This window comes from Pseudomonas sp. RHF3.3-3 (genome assembly GCF_048069595.1).
In the GTDB taxonomy this organism is placed as follows: domain Bacteria; phylum Pseudomonadota; class Gammaproteobacteria; order Pseudomonadales; family Pseudomonadaceae; genus Aquipseudomonas; species Aquipseudomonas fuscovaginae_B.
Window position 1 is genome coordinate 6,956,301 of the sequence record NZ_CP182250.1, and the last position, 16,118, is coordinate 6,972,418.

At 62.8% G+C, this 16,118-nt stretch carries 12 protein-coding genes and 1 pseudogene; 8 read left to right on the top strand and 5 right to left on the bottom strand.

What is annotated here, in order from left to right; all coding sequences use genetic code 11:
- Positions 1-216 precede the first annotated feature (216 nt).
- Together ACMGT0_RS30730 and ACMGT0_RS30735 are read left to right on the top strand one after the other, a co-directional pair.
- Positions 217-861 carry a hydrolase gene (locus ACMGT0_RS30730; protein ID WP_054059374.1) on the top strand — a complete coding sequence of 215 codons (645 nt, stop codon included), beginning with the start codon at positions 217-219 and terminating at the stop codon, positions 859-861.
- A 76-nt stretch (positions 862-937) separates the two neighbouring features.
- Positions 938-2,752, top strand: a complete 1,815-nt coding sequence (locus ACMGT0_RS30735) for a monovalent cation:proton antiporter-2 (CPA2) family protein (protein WP_054063621.1) — start codon at positions 938-940, stop codon at positions 2,750-2,752.
- Here ACMGT0_RS30735 and ACMGT0_RS30740 read toward each other — a convergent pair.
- Together ACMGT0_RS30740 and ACMGT0_RS30745 are read right to left on the bottom strand one after the other, a co-directional pair.
- On the bottom strand, positions 2,739-3,773 hold the full coding sequence (locus ACMGT0_RS30740) for an AraC family transcriptional regulator ligand-binding domain-containing protein (RefSeq protein ID WP_416770981.1): 1,035 nt from the start codon (positions 3,771-3,773) through the stop codon (positions 2,739-2,741). The two genes, ACMGT0_RS30735 and ACMGT0_RS30740, sit on opposite strands and share 14 nt — an antisense overlap.
- 7 nt (positions 3,774-3,780) lie before the next feature.
- Positions 3,781-4,803 (bottom strand): AraC family transcriptional regulator ligand-binding domain-containing protein, encoded by a 1,023-nt coding sequence (locus tag ACMGT0_RS30745; RefSeq protein ID WP_416770983.1) that lies wholly within the window; start codon positions 4,801-4,803, stop codon positions 3,781-3,783.
- A gap of 241 nt (positions 4,804-5,044) precedes the next feature.
- Between ACMGT0_RS30745 and ACMGT0_RS30750 the strand changes: the two genes are divergently transcribed.
- The 5 genes and pseudogenes from ACMGT0_RS30750 to ACMGT0_RS30770 all read left to right on the top strand — a co-directional run bounded on the left by ACMGT0_RS30750 (position 5,045) and on the right by ACMGT0_RS30770 (position 9,352).
- Complete coding sequence (locus ACMGT0_RS30750) at positions 5,045-5,836, top strand: EAL domain-containing protein (RefSeq protein ID WP_416770985.1); 792 nt, start codon at positions 5,045-5,047, stop codon at positions 5,834-5,836.
- 86 nt (positions 5,837-5,922) lie between these two features.
- A pseudogene (locus tag ACMGT0_RS30755) lies at positions 5,923-6,441 on the top strand (MCP four helix bundle domain-containing protein); the annotation flags it as partial.
- Between the two features lie 387 nt (positions 6,442-6,828).
- The gene (locus ACMGT0_RS30760) at positions 6,829-7,533 is read left to right on the top strand and encodes a methyl-accepting chemotaxis protein (RefSeq protein WP_416773586.1); all 705 of its coding nucleotides are present in this window, start codon (positions 6,829-6,831) and stop codon (positions 7,531-7,533) included.
- Positions 7,534-7,540: 7 nt separating this feature from the next.
- Positions 7,541-7,759, top strand: a complete 219-nt coding sequence (locus tag ACMGT0_RS30765) for a type II toxin-antitoxin system VapC family toxin (RefSeq protein ID WP_416770986.1) — start codon at positions 7,541-7,543, stop codon at positions 7,757-7,759.
- Between the two features lie 99 nt (positions 7,760-7,858).
- Positions 7,859-9,352: a YifB family Mg chelatase-like AAA ATPase gene (locus ACMGT0_RS30770; protein ID WP_416770988.1), complete on the top strand. Its 1,494-nt coding sequence runs from the start codon at positions 7,859-7,861 to the stop codon at positions 9,350-9,352.
- A gap of 157 nt (positions 9,353-9,509) precedes the next feature.
- On the opposite strand, the gene ACMGT0_RS30775 is transcribed toward ACMGT0_RS30770, so the two are convergent.
- Both ACMGT0_RS30775 and ACMGT0_RS30780 read right to left on the bottom strand, forming a co-directional pair.
- Positions 9,510-11,486, bottom strand: coding sequence for a methyl-accepting chemotaxis protein (locus ACMGT0_RS30775; RefSeq protein WP_416770990.1), 1,977 nt, complete (start codon positions 11,484-11,486; stop codon positions 9,510-9,512).
- A gap of 183 nt (positions 11,487-11,669) precedes the next feature.
- On the bottom strand, positions 11,670-12,590 hold the full coding sequence (locus ACMGT0_RS30780) for a LysR substrate-binding domain-containing protein (protein ID WP_054064597.1): 921 nt from the start codon (positions 12,588-12,590) through the stop codon (positions 11,670-11,672).
- A 151-nt stretch (positions 12,591-12,741) separates the two neighbouring features.
- Here ACMGT0_RS30780 and ACMGT0_RS30785 point away from each other — a divergent pair, with 151 nt between their 5' ends.
- The gene (locus ACMGT0_RS30785) at positions 12,742-14,148 is read left to right on the top strand and encodes a NorM family multidrug efflux MATE transporter (RefSeq protein WP_416770992.1); all 1,407 of its coding nucleotides are present in this window, start codon (positions 12,742-12,744) and stop codon (positions 14,146-14,148) included.
- A gap of 32 nt (positions 14,149-14,180) precedes the next feature.
- Here ACMGT0_RS30785 and ACMGT0_RS30790 read toward each other — a convergent pair whose 3' ends face one another.
- Positions 14,181-15,851, bottom strand: a complete 1,671-nt coding sequence (locus ACMGT0_RS30790; RefSeq protein WP_054064598.1) for a putative bifunctional diguanylate cyclase/phosphodiesterase — start codon at positions 15,849-15,851, stop codon at positions 14,181-14,183.
- Between the last annotated feature and the right edge of the window lie 267 nt (positions 15,852-16,118).

Genomic DNA, 16,118 nt, shown 5'->3' on the forward strand with positions numbered 1-16,118 from the left:
CTCCCCTCTCGCAAAGGCCCAGCCAGGCTGGTTCAGCAGTCATTCGAGCCTTGAAAATATTGTCCCCATTTTAGAATCAATCATTCTCATTTCTGCCTAATTGTCTCGATCATGGATCACCCCTAAAGTACACCCATACCGCAGCCACTGAGCAAAACGCCAGGCCGGTGCCGAATTCGCTTCACCCACTTTATCGACTCAAAAAGGAACTCAATCATGTCCAACCGCGAACTGCTGAACCCAACCAACTCCGCCCTGATCCTGATCGACCACCAGCCACAAATGGCCTTCGGCGTGCAATCGATCGACCGTCAAACGCTGAAGAACAACACCGTAGGCCTGGCCAAGGCGGCGAAGATCTTCAACGTGCCGACGATCTACACCTCGGTGGAAACCGAAAGCTTCAGCGGCTACATCTGGCCGGAGCTGCTGGGCGTGAACCCGGGCGCCCAGCCGATCGAGCGCAGCTCGATGAACTCCTGGGAAGACAGGAAGCTGGTGGAAGCAGTGAAAGCCACCGGTCGCAAGAAACTGATCATGGCCGCCCTGTGGACCGAGGTCTGCCTGACATTCCCGGCCCTGGAAGCCATGGCCGAAGGCTACGAGGTGTACATCGTCACCGACGCTTCCGGCGGCACCACCCAGGAAGCCCATGACATGGCCGTGCAGCGGATGATTCAGGCCGGCGCGATTCCGGTGACCTGGCAGCAGGTGCTGCTCGAATACCAACGCGACTGGGCCCACAAGGACACTTACAATGCCGTGATGGACCTGGTGCGCGAGCACAGCGGCGCCTACGGCATGGGCGTCGACTACGCCTACACCATGGTGCACAAGGCCCCACAACGCACCCTGGGCTGATCCCTGCGAACACAGGCCCGCCAGGCTGCACTGCTGGCGGGCTTCCACCGTCTCACTGAAGAAAGGGAATTCTCCCATGCCCCATGAAGGCAGCCTGTTGCAGGCCTCGGTCATTTTCCTGATGGCCGCCGTCATCATCGTCCCCCTGGCCAAGCGCCTCCAGCTCGGTGCCGTGCTCGGCTACCTGCTGGCCGGCGTGCTGATCGGCCCGCAAGTGCTGAAGCTGATGGGCAATGCTGAACACGTCGCGCATTTCTCCGAGATGGGCGTGGTGTTCCTGCTGTTCATCATCGGCCTGGAACTGTCGCCCAAGCGTCTCTGGCTGATGCGCAAGGCGGTGTTCGGCGTCGGCCTGGCCCAGGTGCTGCTGACCGGCCTGGTGATCGGCACCGTGGCCATGGCCGCCTTCGGCCAGAGCCTGCAGGCGGCGGTCGTGCTCGGCCTGGGCCTGGCCCTGTCGTCGACCGCGCTGGGCCTGCAAAGCCTGGCCGAGAGCCGCCAGTTGAACAGCCCCCACGGCCGACTCGCCTTCGCCATCCTGCTGTTCCAGGACATCGCCGCCATCCCGCTGATCGCCCTGGTGCCGCTGCTGGCGGTCACCGGCGTGCAGGAAACCGGCGAAAGCGGCCTGGTCCATGGCCTCAAGGTCCTCGGCAGCATCGCCGTGGTGGTGGTCGGTGGCCGCTACCTGCTGCGTCCGCTGTTCCGCGCCGTGGCCCGCACCGGCCTGCCGGAAGTCGCCACCGCCACCGCACTGCTGGTGGTGATCGGCACCGCCTGGCTGATGGAACTGGCCGGCGTGTCGATGGCCCTCGGGGCGTTCCTCGCCGGCCTGCTGCTGGCCGACTCGGAATACCGCCACGAACTGGAATCGCAGATCGAGCCGTTCAAGGGCCTGCTGCTGGGCCTGTTCTTCATGAGCGTGGGCATGGGCGCGAACCTGCCGCTGCTGTTCGAAAACCCTGGCCTGATCGTCGGCCTGACGTTGCTGCTGATCGTCATCAAGCTGCCGCTGCTGATGTTCGTCGGACGCATGGCCGGTGGCCTGTCGCGCATCGCCGCCCTGCGCCTGGGCATGGTGCTGGCCGCGGGCGGCGAGTTCGCCTTCGTGGTGTTCAAGCTCGGCCAGAACCTCGGCCTGTTCGACACCCGTACCTACGACACCCTGATCATGACCATCACCCTGTCGATGGCCGTCACTCCCCTGCTGCTGATGGCCTGCGCCCGCTTCATCAAGGCCCCGCCACAGCAGGCCCGGGAAGTGCCGGAAGAACTGCGCAAGATCAAGAGCGACGGCCCGCGGGTGGTCATCGCTGGCATGGGCCGCGTCGGCCAGGTCGTCGCACGCATCCTGCATGCCCAGGGCATCCCGTTCATTGGCCTGGACACCTCGGTCGATACCATCGAGATGACCCGCAACTTCGAGCACGTGCCGGTGTTCTACGGCGACCCGCTGCGCCCGGAAATCCTCAGCGCCGCCAAGGTCGGTGAAGCCGAGTATTTCATCGTCGCGCTGGACGACCCGGAGAAGGCGGTGAAGGCCGCAGAAACCGTGCAGCGCCTGTATCCGCAGGTCAAGGTCCTGGCCCGCGCGCGCAACCGCCAGCACGTGCATCAACTGCTCGATGCCGGTGCCGAGCCGGTACGCGAAACCTACTACTCCAGCCTGGAAATGACCCGCCGTGCCCTGGAAGGCCTGGGCCTTGGCTCAGCTCAGGCGGAACGCCGCATCCGGCAGTTCATGACCCACGACGAAGAGACCCTGGCGGCCCAGCACCTGGTACGTGGCGACCGCTCGAAGGTCATGCAGACCGCCCAGGAAGCGCGGGTGGAACTGGCGCGCTTGTTTGCCAGCGATACGGATGAGGCAGAGCAGATCAAAGGGAACTGACCGTTTCAGCCCGGGGCGAACGTGCCCGGGCTGCTTTCAGGCGATAGACGCCGGGAGAGCAGCCGAACCACCGATTGCAGGCGCGATAGAAGCTGCTGATCTCAGTGAATCCCAAACTCTGCGCAATCGTCGCCGGGCCCTGATCCGTCGCGCCGATCAAGTGACTGGCCAGTTGGAAGCGGCATTCGTCCAGAAGCTCGCGAAAGCCGGTCAACTCATCATCCAGCCGGTTGCGCAGCATTCGTGGGGTCAGGTTCAGGGCACTCGCGATACTCTCGAGAGACACGACAATGCCCTTTGCCAAGCCCACGACGATATGGTTCTTCACCACCGACGACATCTTCACCGGCGTGTTCTGAAGCTCGGCGTTGAGCAGGCGCTCATAATGCAGTTTCAGCTCGAGGGAGGCAGTCGGCAACCTCTGGTGCCAGTCCCTGGCGGAGAAGGTGATCTTGTTGACCAGATTGGAAAACCGCAGATTCCTGCCGAAAAGAGCCTCCAGCTCATGGCGGTCGGACGGCGCGTCATAACTCACGGCTGTCGCGACCGGCACGACCCTTTGCAAGGGGAGCAGCCAGTGGACGATGCCCAGGATGGTGGCCAGATAGCAATCGATGTAGGACCTGCAGAGCCCCAGCAACTCCAACCTCAGGAAAACGACGCTATAGGACTCGGATTCCTCCAGGATAAGCAGCGGCACTCCATCCGATAACAATGACGAATACTGCGAGAGACTCGTCAGGGCTTCGCCCAATGTGGCACTGCACATCACCGGGTAGAGCTGAGACTGGAGCTGGCCTGGATGGAACAGCTCATGGCAGCCCAGACCGATATCGGGGCTATTCGAGTCGCGCTGAAGAATATCCACGAAGTTCGAAATATCTTCTATCCGTACCCGATGTCCGCCTGCTGCCCTCTCGCTCAGAGAAGCATGCAGGTCGTCGACCCGATGAGAGCTGGAGTGCGCCAGCTCCTTCAGTCTCAGTACCACTTGGGCGCAGGTGGGGGCGATTGTCGGCATGGATAATTCAGTCAGCCTGCAGGTTCCTGGAGTTTGTTGCCCTGAGCTGGCCGGGAGATGAGCCGAACCAACGCCGACAGGCCTTGTGCAGGCTGCTCGGCTGGCAAAATCCGAGTATCGAGGAGATTTCCTTCAGGCTCAATGTGGAGATGGACAACAGATTACCGGCAATTTCCTTTCTCAGATTTTCCTGTAACTCGGAGAAGGTCACCCCTTCGCGCTCCAGGGACTTTTGCAGCGTTCGTGCACTCACGCGCAGGCCGAGCGCCACCGCCTGAAGCGAGGGCAGTCTTCCCTCGGCAACCCCTGCGGAAAACACTGAACGAACCTTCTCGACCAACGAACCGTTGATCTGCTCTTCCAGCAGCGCATCCGCATATCGGCAATGAATATCTTCAAAGACAGGGTTCCCGGTAAACACCGGAGCCTTCTTTATATCCTGACTGAACGACAAGCCAAGATGCGCGGCCTCGAAATGCAGGCAGTCACCAAACAGGCGCTCAAGACTTGTCGTATCGACAGGTCTTGGATAAGGCAACTCCACCAGACTCGGCTGGACTTCAAGTGGATGAGCGAGCCAATGAACCAGCCCGAGAATACCAGAGGCGGCGGCATCGATGATGTACCGGGGAACCTGGGAACCGGACGAACCCTTGGGACGCGCGGTAATGGCAAGCTTTTCGAATCGTTCTTCCAGGCTGATGAATGATGCATCCGTGATCAGCGGATAGTATTTCACCAGACGCTCCAGCGCGACGCCAATCGTGGGGCTGGACATCACCGAGTAACCTGGAACGCCAAGGAAATACGGCTTGGCGTATTGATAGGCGACAAGACCGATATCGATGTCCCCTGTGCACTCGTAGGCCTCGTCAAGGAAACGATAGACCCGGGAAAAATCCATTTTGTTCTGCTCGAGCAACTCGGAAAGTCTTGATTTATATAAATCAGAAAATTCTTTTATCCTGGGAGTTCTCTTCGAGGTCGCCTGGGTAATCTCAGTAGATTCACTCGCTGCAATTTCAGACATTGCTCACCCTGGGGATCTTTTATCGACCACGTACCGCCTGAGCCCAAACTATCGAGGGTGACTTGCGCGAGCGGACATAATAAAAGGATCTCAAGACACTAGGCAAGGTAATGCACCGGTGTGATCATTGCCCAAATGATAGCTTATAGCCATCTCCCACCATTCCCAGCGGTGTCGTGCCCATCAAGTACACAGATGTCTGTTACCGGCGGAGGTAATGCCAGTGGTCTCTCACACAGACATGAATTCCGACCTGGAGTTCTGTAGCGTCTCGTCCGAAGAAACGCCGGACTTTGTTCACTGGTTCTACGACGAACTCGCCCAGGGCCGTTTTTTCCTCGCGTTCCAACCGATCATGTCGGTCGAGTCGAATACCAATCTGTACTACGAAGGGTTGCTGAGGCACTGCGCTGGCCCCCTGAAGCTCGACCCGTTTCCAGTCCTGGAAGAAAGGAAGTGCATAAGGGCCCTCGATCATTGTGTGGTGTCGAGTGTGCTCGACATGTTGCGCCATTATCCAGACATACGCCTGGGCTGCAATATATCTGCGCAAAGTGCGGCGCTGGACGAAAAGTGGCGCAGCATCATCTTGCAACTCAAGGCCGAGCCCGGACTTGCTGAAAGACTCGTTATTGAAATAACGGAAAGCGCTTCGTCAAATCACGACGCTGCAGCCGAGTTTGTCATTCGCATGCGAAGTTTGGGCTGCCTGCTGGCAGTGGACGACTTTGGTTCCGGCTTCAGCACTCTTGAGTTCATCCGTACGGCATCACCGGACATTATCAAGATCGACAAGGGTTACTTGCAGCGCGCCCGAACTTGCGAAGTAGCGGGTGATGCATTCAGGCATTTGGTGGGACTGTGCAAGACATTGGCGCCCCATGTGATTGCCGAAGGTGTGGAGTTCGATCGTGATACCGAGCGCCTGGTGAGCTGCGCGGCGACGTGGATGCAGGGATTTCTGGTTGGCAGGCCCCAGCGTTTTTTGCCGGGAATACCCAGAGAGTGTGTCATCGAAGATTATCCGAATTGATGTAACGCCCGGCAGGACATCCTGATGATCTCGTCACTATCCGATTTTTGACCATTGAATCGAGGTAATACATGTTGCTGCGAAAAATGAAAATCGCCAATCGGGTCCTTCTGTGCTTCTGCTCGATTGTCCTGATTGTCCTGATCCTGGGTATTTTCGGCCTGATGCAGATCGCCAAGGTGAGGGAAGAAGGGCAGAAAATCGAGAACGACTCCCTGCCCGGTATCGCACTGGGTGACGACATAGCACTGGCCTTCTCGAACACCAGGACCGACGTGGTCCGCTTGTTGTCGGTAGGCCAGGCAAAACTGCCCGAAGCTTATGCCAAGGTTCTGGAAAAGCAGAAACTGTTCAATACGGCAGTCGACCTGTACCGCCCGCTCATCAGTACCGGAGAGGAAAAATCAGCGGTCGACAGCATTGTTGCGCTATTTGCCACGTACAACGCAGACACGGAAGTGGGCTATAAGCTGTTGAAGGACGGCAGGCACGAAGAGGCCCAGGAAGTCATCATAGGCAAAATGGTGGCGACCGCCGAGCAGATCAAGGCACAGCTTAAGAAACTTGAAAAGATAAACGACGACTCCAAGGCGCAAGCGTCCGCTGCGGCTGAAGCCGCCTACAGCAGTGCCCGGTGGGTGATCGGCAGCGTCCTGGTCATGTCGCTCCTGTATACGCTGATACTCGCCTGGCGCCTGATCGTCAGCCTGGCAGGCCCCATTGGCCAGGCCCTGGGCAGTTCGGAAAAAATCGCCGCCGGCGACCTGCGAAAATTCGCCGCGGACATCGACGGTGTCGATGAAGCCGCCTTGCTGCTCCAGTCGATGGAGCGTATGCGTGGCAATCTGCACACGATGCTGAACCAGATTGGCGCCGCCGCCAATCAACTGGGCTCCGCCGCCGAGGAGCTGAATGCGCTGATGCGCGACAGCCATGCAGACCTGAACTCACAGAATATTGAGATCGAAATGGCGGTCACCGCCGTCACGGAAATGACCCAGGCCGTGGAAGAGGTCGCTCGAAACGCCGCCTCGACCTCCGAAGCCTCCCGCTCCTCCAACAGCGCCGCCCGCTCAGGCCAGGAGGAACTCAACGTGACGCTGGCCTCGATCACCCATCTCGTGGGCAATGTAGGTGACGCCTCCGCGCAAGCCCAGTTGCTTTCGGCTCATACGCAGGCGATCAGCAAGGTCCTGGAAGTCATTCGCGCCGTGTCCGAACAGACCAACCTGCTGGCATTGAACGCAGCGATCGAAGCGGCACGGGCAGGCGAAGCCGGCAGAGGCTTCGCCGTGGTCGCCGACGAGGTTCGCGGCCTGGCGCACCGCACGGGTGAGTCCACGCGAGAGATCGAAAGCATGATCGAGCAGGTGCATGTCGGCACGCACAACACGGTCAAGGCGCTCGAACTGAGCACCTCGCAAGCCGAGCACACTCATAGCCAGGCGACCTCCGCCAACCAGGCCCTGTCGAGCATCGTCAAATCGGTGGCGGAGATCGACGAACGCAACCTGGTGATTGCCAGCGCCTCGGAGGAACAGGCCCAGGTGGCCCGGGAAGTCGACCAGAACCTGGTGCGCATTCGCGACCTTTCTGCCCAGTCCGCCGTGCGCGCCAGCCAGACCACCGGGGCCAGCCAGACGCTGGCGCAACTGGCCGGCGAACTCAATGTCACGATAGGGCGGTTTACGCTCTGAGCAAGAGGTGAGCATCAATCCAGCCGTGCTGCGCAGAGCCCTGCTGGATGCCGGTTACCTTGAACTTCCCATTACCGCAGAGCACGGGCTTATCGTCGGCACGCTGGCGAACCACCATCGCGATCCGTTTGATCGGATCATGGTGGCTCAGGCAATTGCCGCAGGGATGAGCCTGGTGACGCATGACAGTGCGATGCATGCCTACCCGCATACGCTTATCGTGTAAAGACGAATCGTCTCGACACACAAAGCCACCCAGCTCCGCCCCTCACTCGTCTAGCCTTCCAGGACCGTAGCAAACCCGCGCCACGTTCAAGGAAGAAACATGTCCCTGGCCATCGTCCACAGCCGCGCCCAGGTCGGGGTGGAAGCTCCTGCCGTCACCGTCGAAACCCACCTCGCCAATGGCCTGCCGAGCCTGACCCTGGTCGGCCTGCCGGAAACCGCCGTGAAGGAAAGCAAGGACCGGGTGCGCAGTGCGATCCTCAATTCGGCCCTCGACTTTCCCGCCCGGCGCATCACCCTGAACCTGGCTCCGGCGGACCTGCCCAAGGACGGCGGGCGCTTCGACCTGGCGATTGCCCTGGGCATTCTCGCCGCCAGCGTGCAGGTGCCGGCATTGACGCTGGACAACATGGAATGCCTGGGGGAACTGGCTCTGTCCGGCGCCATTCGCCCGGTGCAAGGGGTGTTGCCGGCAGCGCTGGCGGCCCGTGCGGCCGGGCGTACGCTGGTGGTGCCGCTGGCCAATGCCGAGGAGGCCTCGCTGGCCAGTGGGCTGACGGTGATTGCCGTCGATCATCTGCTGCAACTGGTCGCCCACCTCAACGGCCACGCGCCAATCAAGCCGTTCGAATCCAACGGCCTGTTGCACCAGGCCAAGCCCTACCCGGACCTGAGCGAAGTCCAGGGCCAACTCGCCGCCAAGCGCGCCTTGCTGATCGCCGCTGCCGGTGCGCACAACCTGCTGTTCAGCGGCCCGCCGGGTACAGGCAAGACGCTGTTGGCCAGCCGGCTGCCCGGGCTGTTGCCGCCGCTGGACGAGCATGAGGCGCTGGAGGTGGCAGCGATCCAGTCGGTCGCCAGTCATGTGCCCTTGAGCAGTTGGCCGCAGCGGCCGTTTCGCCAGCCCCACCACTCGGCGTCCGGGCCGGCGCTGGTCGGTGGTGGATCGAGACCGCGTCCTGGCGAGATCACCCTCGCCCACCATGGCGTGCTGTTTCTCGATGAACTGCCGGAGTTCGACCGCAAGGTACTGGAAGTGCTGCGCGAACCGCTGGAGTCGGGCCATATCGTGATCTCCCGCGCCCGCGACCGGGTACGTTTCCCCGCTCGATTCCAGTTGGTGGCGGCAATGAATCCGTGCCCCTGTGGATATCTTGGCGACCCGACCAACCGCTGCCGCTGTACCCCGGAGCAGATCCAGCGTTATCGCAACAAGCTGTCCGGCCCGTTGCTGGACCGTATCGACCTGCACTTGACCGTGGCCCGTGAGGCCACGGCACTGAGCCCGGTCAAGGAGCCGGGAAACACCACGGCCGAGGCGGCCGAGCGGGTGGCGCAAGCTCGCCGGCGCCAGCAGCAACGCCAAGGGTGCGCCAACGCCTTTCTCGATCTGCAGGGATTGCGCCAGCACTGCAAGTTATCCACAGCCGATGAAACGTGGCTGGAGACAGCCTGCGAACGCCTGACCCTGTCGCTGCGGGCAGCGCATCGGTTGCTGAAGGTGGCAAGGACGTTGGCGGATCTGGAGCAGGTAGAGGGAATCAGCCGTGAGCATCTGGCCGAGGCGTTGCAGTACCGGCCCAGTAGTGCCTGATATGGCCGGGATAGTGGCTGGTACTGCGGTGAGGTTGAGGGCCTATTCGCGGGCAAGCCACGCTCCTACAGTGCCGAGTCGTATACAGGGTCCATGTACGACTCGGCACTGTAGGAGCGTGGCTTGCCCGCGAATGGATCTAAAGACCGGCGCCGCCTCAACGGAACCGATCAACCTCCTGCCGCAGTTCCGCCGCCAGCATCTCCAGCTCGCGCGCGGTCTGGGCCAGGTTGGAGACCACTTCGCGCTGTTCGCTGTTGGCCAGGGCGATGCTCTGCAGGTTGCTGCTGAGCAGGGTCGCGGTGCTGCTCTGCTCCTGGGTGGCGGTGGTGATGGCCGCGAATTGCTGGCCGGCCGAGCGGCTCTGTTCGTCGATACGCGCCAGCGCCGAGGCGACGTTGGCGTTGCGCGACAGGCCTTCCTGCATCAGCGAGTTGCCCTGCTCCATGGTCTGGATGGCATGACCGGTTTCCTGCTGGATGCTGTGGATCATGCTGGAGATCTCGTCCGTCGCCTCGCGGGTACGCCCCGCCAGGCTGCGTACCTCATCGGCGACCACGGCAAAACCACGGCCCTGTTCGCCGGCCCGGGCGGCTTCGATGGCGGCATTGAGCGCCAGCAGGTTGGTCTGCTCGGCGATCGAGGTGATCACGCCGACGATGCCGCCGATTTCCTGGGAACGCTGGCCCAGGGTGTTGATCACCGTCGCCGTGCTGTTCAGCGCCGCGGCGATCTGTTCCAGGGACGACGAAGCCTCTTCCATGGAGCTGCGGCCGATACGGGTCTGCTGGGCATTTTCCTGGGCCAGGCGCTCGGTGTTGCTCATGTTGTCGGCGATGTTCAGCGAGGTGGCGCTGAACTCCTCGACCGCGCCGGCCATGCTGGTGATTTCGCCGGACTGCTGTTCCATGCCTTCGTAGGCACCGCTCGACAGGCCGGACAGGGCCTGGGCACGGCCGTTGACCTCCTGGGCCGCCTTGCGGATGTGCTCGACCATGGTCGACAGCGCCTGGCCCATCTGGTTGAAACTACCGGCCAGTTGGCCGATCTCGTCCTGGCTCGACACATTGAGCCGTACGCTCAGGTCGCCAGCGCCCAGGGCCTGGGCCTGGCGCACTAGGTCACCCAACGGACGCAACTTGCTGCGCAGCAGCCAGACCGCCGCCCCCACCGCCAGCAGCATCGCCAGCAGGCTGCCGAGCACCAGGCGAATACCGACACTCCAGGTCACTGCGCTGATTTCGGCCTTGGGCATGCTCGCCACCACTGACCACGGGCCATCCGCGAAAGGCACCGCGACGCTGTAGATGTCGTCGCTCCTGTCGCTCCAGAAACGCCCCTGGCCGGGCTGTTTCGCCAGGTCGGCGATCACCTTGGCCGCCTGCTCGGGGTCGTTCACCTCGGCTGGCGGTACCAGCCAGCGTTTCTGTTCGTCGAGCAACGCCAGGGAACCGGTGGTGCCGATGCGGAACCGCTTGAGGTTATCGAACTGCGCCTTCTGCGCATCGGTGTAGTCGAAACCGACGAACAGCACCGCGAACACCTTGCCGCTGCTGTCGCGCACCGGGGTGTACTGGGTCATGTAGTAGCGGTCGAACAGCAGGGCCCGGCCGATATAGCCCTGCCCCGCCATCAGCTTGGCGTAGGCCGGGTGCTGGTGGTCGAGCAGGGTGCCGATGGCACGGCTGCCATCCTGCTTGGTCAGGGAGGTGCTGACGCGGATGAAGTCGTCGCCGCTGCGCACGAACAGGGTCGCAACCCCGGCGGTCATCTGCTTGAAATCGTCGACTTCGGTGAAATCGTTGTTGAGCAGCTTGTCGCGCAGGTACAGGCCCGGAGCCTGGGTGCCGGCCACGCTGACCGGCTCATCGGTGCGCGCGCTCAGGCCGTTGCTGAAGCGCTTCTCGAACAGCCCGCTGAGGCGCTGGGTGTTTTCGCGCAGGGTCCCGTGGAAGGTGTTCAACTGGTCGGCGAGCAGACGTGCTTCGCTGGCCAGGTGCTCTTCGCGGGTGTCGAGGTTGGCCGAATCCAGCGAACGCAGGGCGAATACGGTGCTGCCGCTGATCACCACTGCCAGGATGACGGAGAGCGCAAGGCCGAGTTGCGTGGCGATTCGGGCACGGGGTTGAGGCATGAACAGCTCCTGACCGAGTGGCCGGGTCATCCCTGTCCCTGGCGCTACCCGGCTTTTCTGTATGTTGAGTCGTGAGGGGCCTTTCTGAACGAAGGTTCCATGTCGCTACAGTCGGCTGCTCAAGGAAATACTTGAGCAATTTGCAGGGGTATCTGCCAGAAATCTGATTGATGGGCCGTGTGCTCAGCCCAGGCGCTCGACCTGGGGCAGTTCCATGGCGGCGACTTCGCCTTGCAGGAAGTCGCTCAGGCGGCGCAGACGCTCGCCGCCGGGGCGGGTCTTGGGCCATACCAGGTAATAGTTTTCACCACTGGCCACTGCCGTCGGCCAGGGCAGGCTCAGGCGTCCCTGGGCCACGTCCTCGGCCACCATCAGCAGGTCGCCCATGGACACGCCGTAACCACGGGCCGCGGCAATCATCCCCAGTTCCAGGGTGTCGAACACCTGGCCGCCCTTGAGGGAAATACGCTCGGAAAGCCCCATGCGCTCCAGCCAGTTGCGCCAGTCACGACGGTCCGGCGTCGGGTGCAGCAGCTCGGTGGCGGCCAGGCGCTCGACGTCCCAGGGCTGGTCGTTGAGCAGGGTCGGTGCGCCCACCGGGATCAGCCATTCGGAGAACAGGTAGCTGGACTCCCAGTCCGGCGGGAAATGCCCGGCGCCGAGCAATACCGCGCAATCGAACGGTTCCTGGTTGAAATCGACGTTGTCGACGTCCATCCAGGCGCTGGTCAATTGCACCTCGTTGCCTTTCTGCAGGTGCCGGAAGCGGCTGATGCGGGCCAGCAGCCAGCGCATGGTCAGGGTCGACGGCGCCTTCATGCGCAGGATGTCATCTTCGGCGCGCAGGGTGTCGCAGGCCCGTTCCAGCGCACCGAAACCCTCGCGAATGCCCGGCAGCAGCAACCGCGCGGCCTCCGTCAGTTGCAGGTTGCGGCCGTTGCGCTGGAACAGCCGGCAGGCGAAGTGCTCCTCCAGGGTGCGGATATGCCGGCTGACCGCGCTCTGGGTGATCGACAGTTCTTCGGCCGCCCGGGTGAACGAGCTGTAGCGCGCCGCCGCTTCAAAGGCGCGCAAGGCATAGAGAGGGGGCAGACGACGAGACATTCGTGACCTTCCGGGAACGGGATGGAACAGCACCAGGCAGGTACTCATACATGAGTTTTTATCATGCGAGCAATCGTTTTTATCCCTTTGTGCAAAGCCGTGCAAGCGCCGAGAATCAGTCCTTTAACCCTCCTGTCCCCCTTCGAGTCTGATGATCATGCAGCATCCAGCACGTACCGAGCTCCTGGCCATCCTGCGGCTGTCCGGGCCGTTGATCGCCTCGCAGCTGGCGCACATGCTGATGGTGCTGACCGACACCCTGATGATGGCCCGGCTCAGTCCCGAGGCCCTGGCCGGTGGCGGCCTGGGCGCGGCGAGCTATTCGTTCGTGTCGATCTTCTGCCTCGGGGTGATTGCCGCGGTCGGTACCCTGGTGGCCATCCGGCACGGCGCCGGCGACACGCAGGGCGTCACCCGCCTGGCCCAGGCCGGGCTCTGGCTGGCCTGGGCCATGGCGCTGGTCGCCGGCCTGCTGCTGTGGAACCTCAAGCCGCTTCTGCTGCTGTTCGGCCAGACGCCGAGCAACGTGCAGGCCGCCGGCCAGTTCCTGCTGGTACTGCCGTTCGCCCTGCCCGGCTACCTGAGTTTCATGGCCCTGCGCGGCTTCACCAGTGCGCTGGGGCGGGCCACGCCGGTGATGGTGATCAGCCTGGGCGGGACCGTGGCCAACTTTTTGCTCAACTACGCGCTGATCACCGGCATGTTCGGCCTGCCGCTCCTGGGCCTGACCGGGATCGGCCTGGTCACGGCCATCGTCGCCAACTGTATGGCGCTGGCCCTGGCCTGGCATATCCGCCGGCATGCGGCGTATCGCGACTACCCGCTGCGGCGGGGCCTGTCGCGGCCGAACGGTCAGTACCTGCGCGAGCTGTGGCGGCTGGGCCTGCCCATCGGTGGCACCTATGCGGTGGAAGTCGGGCTGTTCGCCTTCGCCGCCCTGTGCATGGGCACCATGGGCAGCACGCAGTTGGCGGCGCACCAGATCGCCCTGCAGATCGTCTCGGTGGCGTTCATGATTCCCGCGGGGATTTCCTACGCCATCACCCTGCGTATCGGCCAGCACTACGGGGCCGGGCAACTGCTGGACGCACGGCGGGCGGGGCGGGTCGGGATCGCCTTTGGCGCGGCGGCCATGCTGGCCTTCGCCATGCTGTTCTGGCTGGCACCGAATCAGTTGATCGGGCTGTTCCTGGACCACAATGACCCGGCGTTCCGCCCGGTGATCGAACTGGCGGTCAGCCTGCTGGCGGTGGCCGCGTGGTTCGAGCTGTTCGATGGCACCCAGACCATCGCCATGGGCGCGATCCGCGGGCTCAAGGACGCCAAGACCACCTTCCTGGTCGGGCTTGGTTGCTACTGGCTGATTGGCGCGCCGTCGGCCTGGCTGCTGGCGTTCAACCTCGGCTGGGGACCGACCGGGGTCTGGTGGGGGCTGGCGCTGGGGCTGGCGTGCGCGGCGACCGGGCTGACCCTGGCGTTCGAATGGCGGATGAAGCGGATGCTGGGCAAAAGCGAACAGAAGGCATCGGCTCAAGCGGCCATGAACTGCGCCCCGTAAGGGGAAGACTTTAACCGCCTGTGGGCGCCGGATCAGCAGACAGCCTCGATCGCCGGCCGATTGGCACAGGACGTCAGGTACTGCGCCAGTTCCTCCAGCGGCAACGGCTTGCTGATCAGGTAGCCCTGCACCTGATCGCAGCCGAAACCGTGCAGCAGGGCCAGTTGCTCCGGCGTCTCGACGCCCTCGGCCACCACTTCCAGGTTGAGGTTGTGGGCCAGGTTGATCATGGCGTGAACCAGCTTGCGGTTCTCTTCGCGCTGCTCCATGCCGCCGACGAAGCTCTTGTCCACCTTGAGCAGGGCGATCGGCAGGCTGTTGAGGTGCACGAACGAGGAGAAGCCGGTACCGAAGTCGTCCAGGGAAAAACGCACGCCCAGGCGCCCGAGGGCGTCCATGGTCTGCTTGACCAGGTCGCTGCGACGCATCACCGCCGTTTCGGTCAGTTCGAACTCCAGCCATTGCGCCTCGACTCCACGCTCGACAATCAGCCGGCTCAGGGTCGACAGCAACTGGCTGTCCTGGAACTGCCGGAACGACAGGTTGACCGCCATGTGCAGCGGCCCCAGCCCGCGCCCAAGCAGGTCCTGCATATCGCGCAGGGCCCGGGAAATCACCCAGTAGCCCAGCGGCACGATCAGCCCGCTCTGCTCGGCCAGCGGCACGAATTCGCTCGGTGGCAGCAGGCCGCGCTCGCCATGGCGCCAGCGCACCAGTGCTTCGAGGCCGACGATCTGCCCGCTGCCCAGGTCCAGGCGCGGCTGGTAGTGCAGTTCCAGCTCGTCGCGGCGCAACGCCCGACGCAGTTCGCTTTCCAGGTCGGCGAGGCTGCGGGCATTACGGTTGATGCGTTCGTTGAAGATGTTGAAGGTGCAGCCCTGGGTGCTCTTGGCCTGCTGCATGGCGATGTGCGCATGCCACATCAGCGGGTCGGCACCGGCCTTGGCACGGGCATGGGCGATGCCCAGGCTGCAGCCGATCAGCAGGCTTTCACCGTCGACCCAGTAGGGTTCGGCCATGACCTCGACGATCCGCTCGGCCATCCACTCGGCGCGTTGCGGCGCACGGCGGGTGTCGATCAGCAGGGCGAATTCGTCGCTGCCCAGGCGCGCCAGCTGGTCGCCGGCTTCCAGCTGGCTCTTGAGCCGAGCGACCACCTGCAGGATCAGCCGGTCGCCGGCCTGGTGGCCCAATGCGTCGTTGGCATGGCGGAAGTTGTCCAGGTCGAGATGCCCGAGGGCCAGGCCGCGCCCCTCGTTCTCGGCCAGGCGCGCGGTCAGCAGGGTCTGGAAGCCCTGGCGGTTGGCGATGCCGGTCAGCGGGTCCTGCTCGGCCAGGCGTTGCAGGGTGTTTTCCAGCACCCCGCGCTCATGCACATGGCGCAGGCAACGGCGCAGGGTCGCGGTATCCAGGGTATCGCGCACCAGCCAGTCGCTGACGCCCAGCGGCGCGACCTCGGGCTCCTCGTCGAGCAGCAGCACGGTCGGCAGGCTGCAGCGCCCGGGCGCCGGCTGCAATTGCGGCACGCTCAGCAGGACCGCCGCGCGCTCGTTATCGAAGAGGCCGCGGACCAACTCCCACGAAGTGGCACTGACCAGCATGGCCGTGCCCCCCAACGGAGCGAGACACTCGCGCAACAACGCCGCCCAGGCCGGATCATCGGCCAGCAGCAGCAAACGCAAGGGTTCGACAGGCGTAGACAAGCTAGCTCCCTAGACTCTGCAAAAAACATTGGCGAAAAGCATTATGACTCGCCATCGAGCGATTACAATGCGAATACTTCTCAACCGCTACCTTATACCGGGTAAGGTTGAACAATAGCCTTAAATTCTTTGCGCATCCTGCGGGAAAGTAACAAAACCGGCAAATTTAGATCGCCTATTGCGTCACAATGTCGGAGAGTCGCGGCAGAATCCGTCCAGCCTGTTAAAATGCCCGCCCTTTTTTCGTAACAGACTTCTTACTCCCTC

Bases quoted from the DNA above. Each gene is read 5' to 3' on its own strand.
- ACMGT0_RS30730 (WP_054059374.1), top strand. From the start codon at position 217: ATGTCCAACCGCGAACTGCTGAACCCAACCAACTCCGCCCTGATCCTG.
- ACMGT0_RS30735 (WP_054063621.1), top strand. From the start codon at position 938: ATGCCCCATGAAGGCAGCCTGTTGCAGGCCTCGGTCATTTTCCTGATG.
- ACMGT0_RS30740 (WP_416770981.1), bottom strand. From the start codon at position 3,773: ATGCCGACAATCGCCCCCACCTGCGCCCAAGTGGTACTGAGACTGAAG.
- ACMGT0_RS30745 (WP_416770983.1), bottom strand. From the start codon at position 4,803: ATGTCTGAAATTGCAGCGAGTGAATCTACTGAGATTACCCAGGCGACC.
- ACMGT0_RS30750 (WP_416770985.1), top strand. From the start codon at position 5,045: ATGAATTCCGACCTGGAGTTCTGTAGCGTCTCGTCCGAAGAAACGCCG.
- ACMGT0_RS30760 (WP_416773586.1), top strand. From the start codon at position 6,829: ATGACCCAGGCCGTGGAAGAGGTCGCTCGAAACGCCGCCTCGACCTCC.
- ACMGT0_RS30770 (WP_416770988.1), top strand. From the start codon at position 7,859: ATGTCCCTGGCCATCGTCCACAGCCGCGCCCAGGTCGGGGTGGAAGCT.
- ACMGT0_RS30775 (WP_416770990.1), bottom strand. From the start codon at position 11,486: ATGCCTCAACCCCGTGCCCGAATCGCCACGCAACTCGGCCTTGCGCTC.
- ACMGT0_RS30780 (WP_054064597.1), bottom strand. From the start codon at position 12,590: ATGTCTCGTCGTCTGCCCCCTCTCTATGCCTTGCGCGCCTTTGAAGCG.
- ACMGT0_RS30785 (WP_416770992.1), top strand. From the start codon at position 12,742: ATGATCATGCAGCATCCAGCACGTACCGAGCTCCTGGCCATCCTGCGG.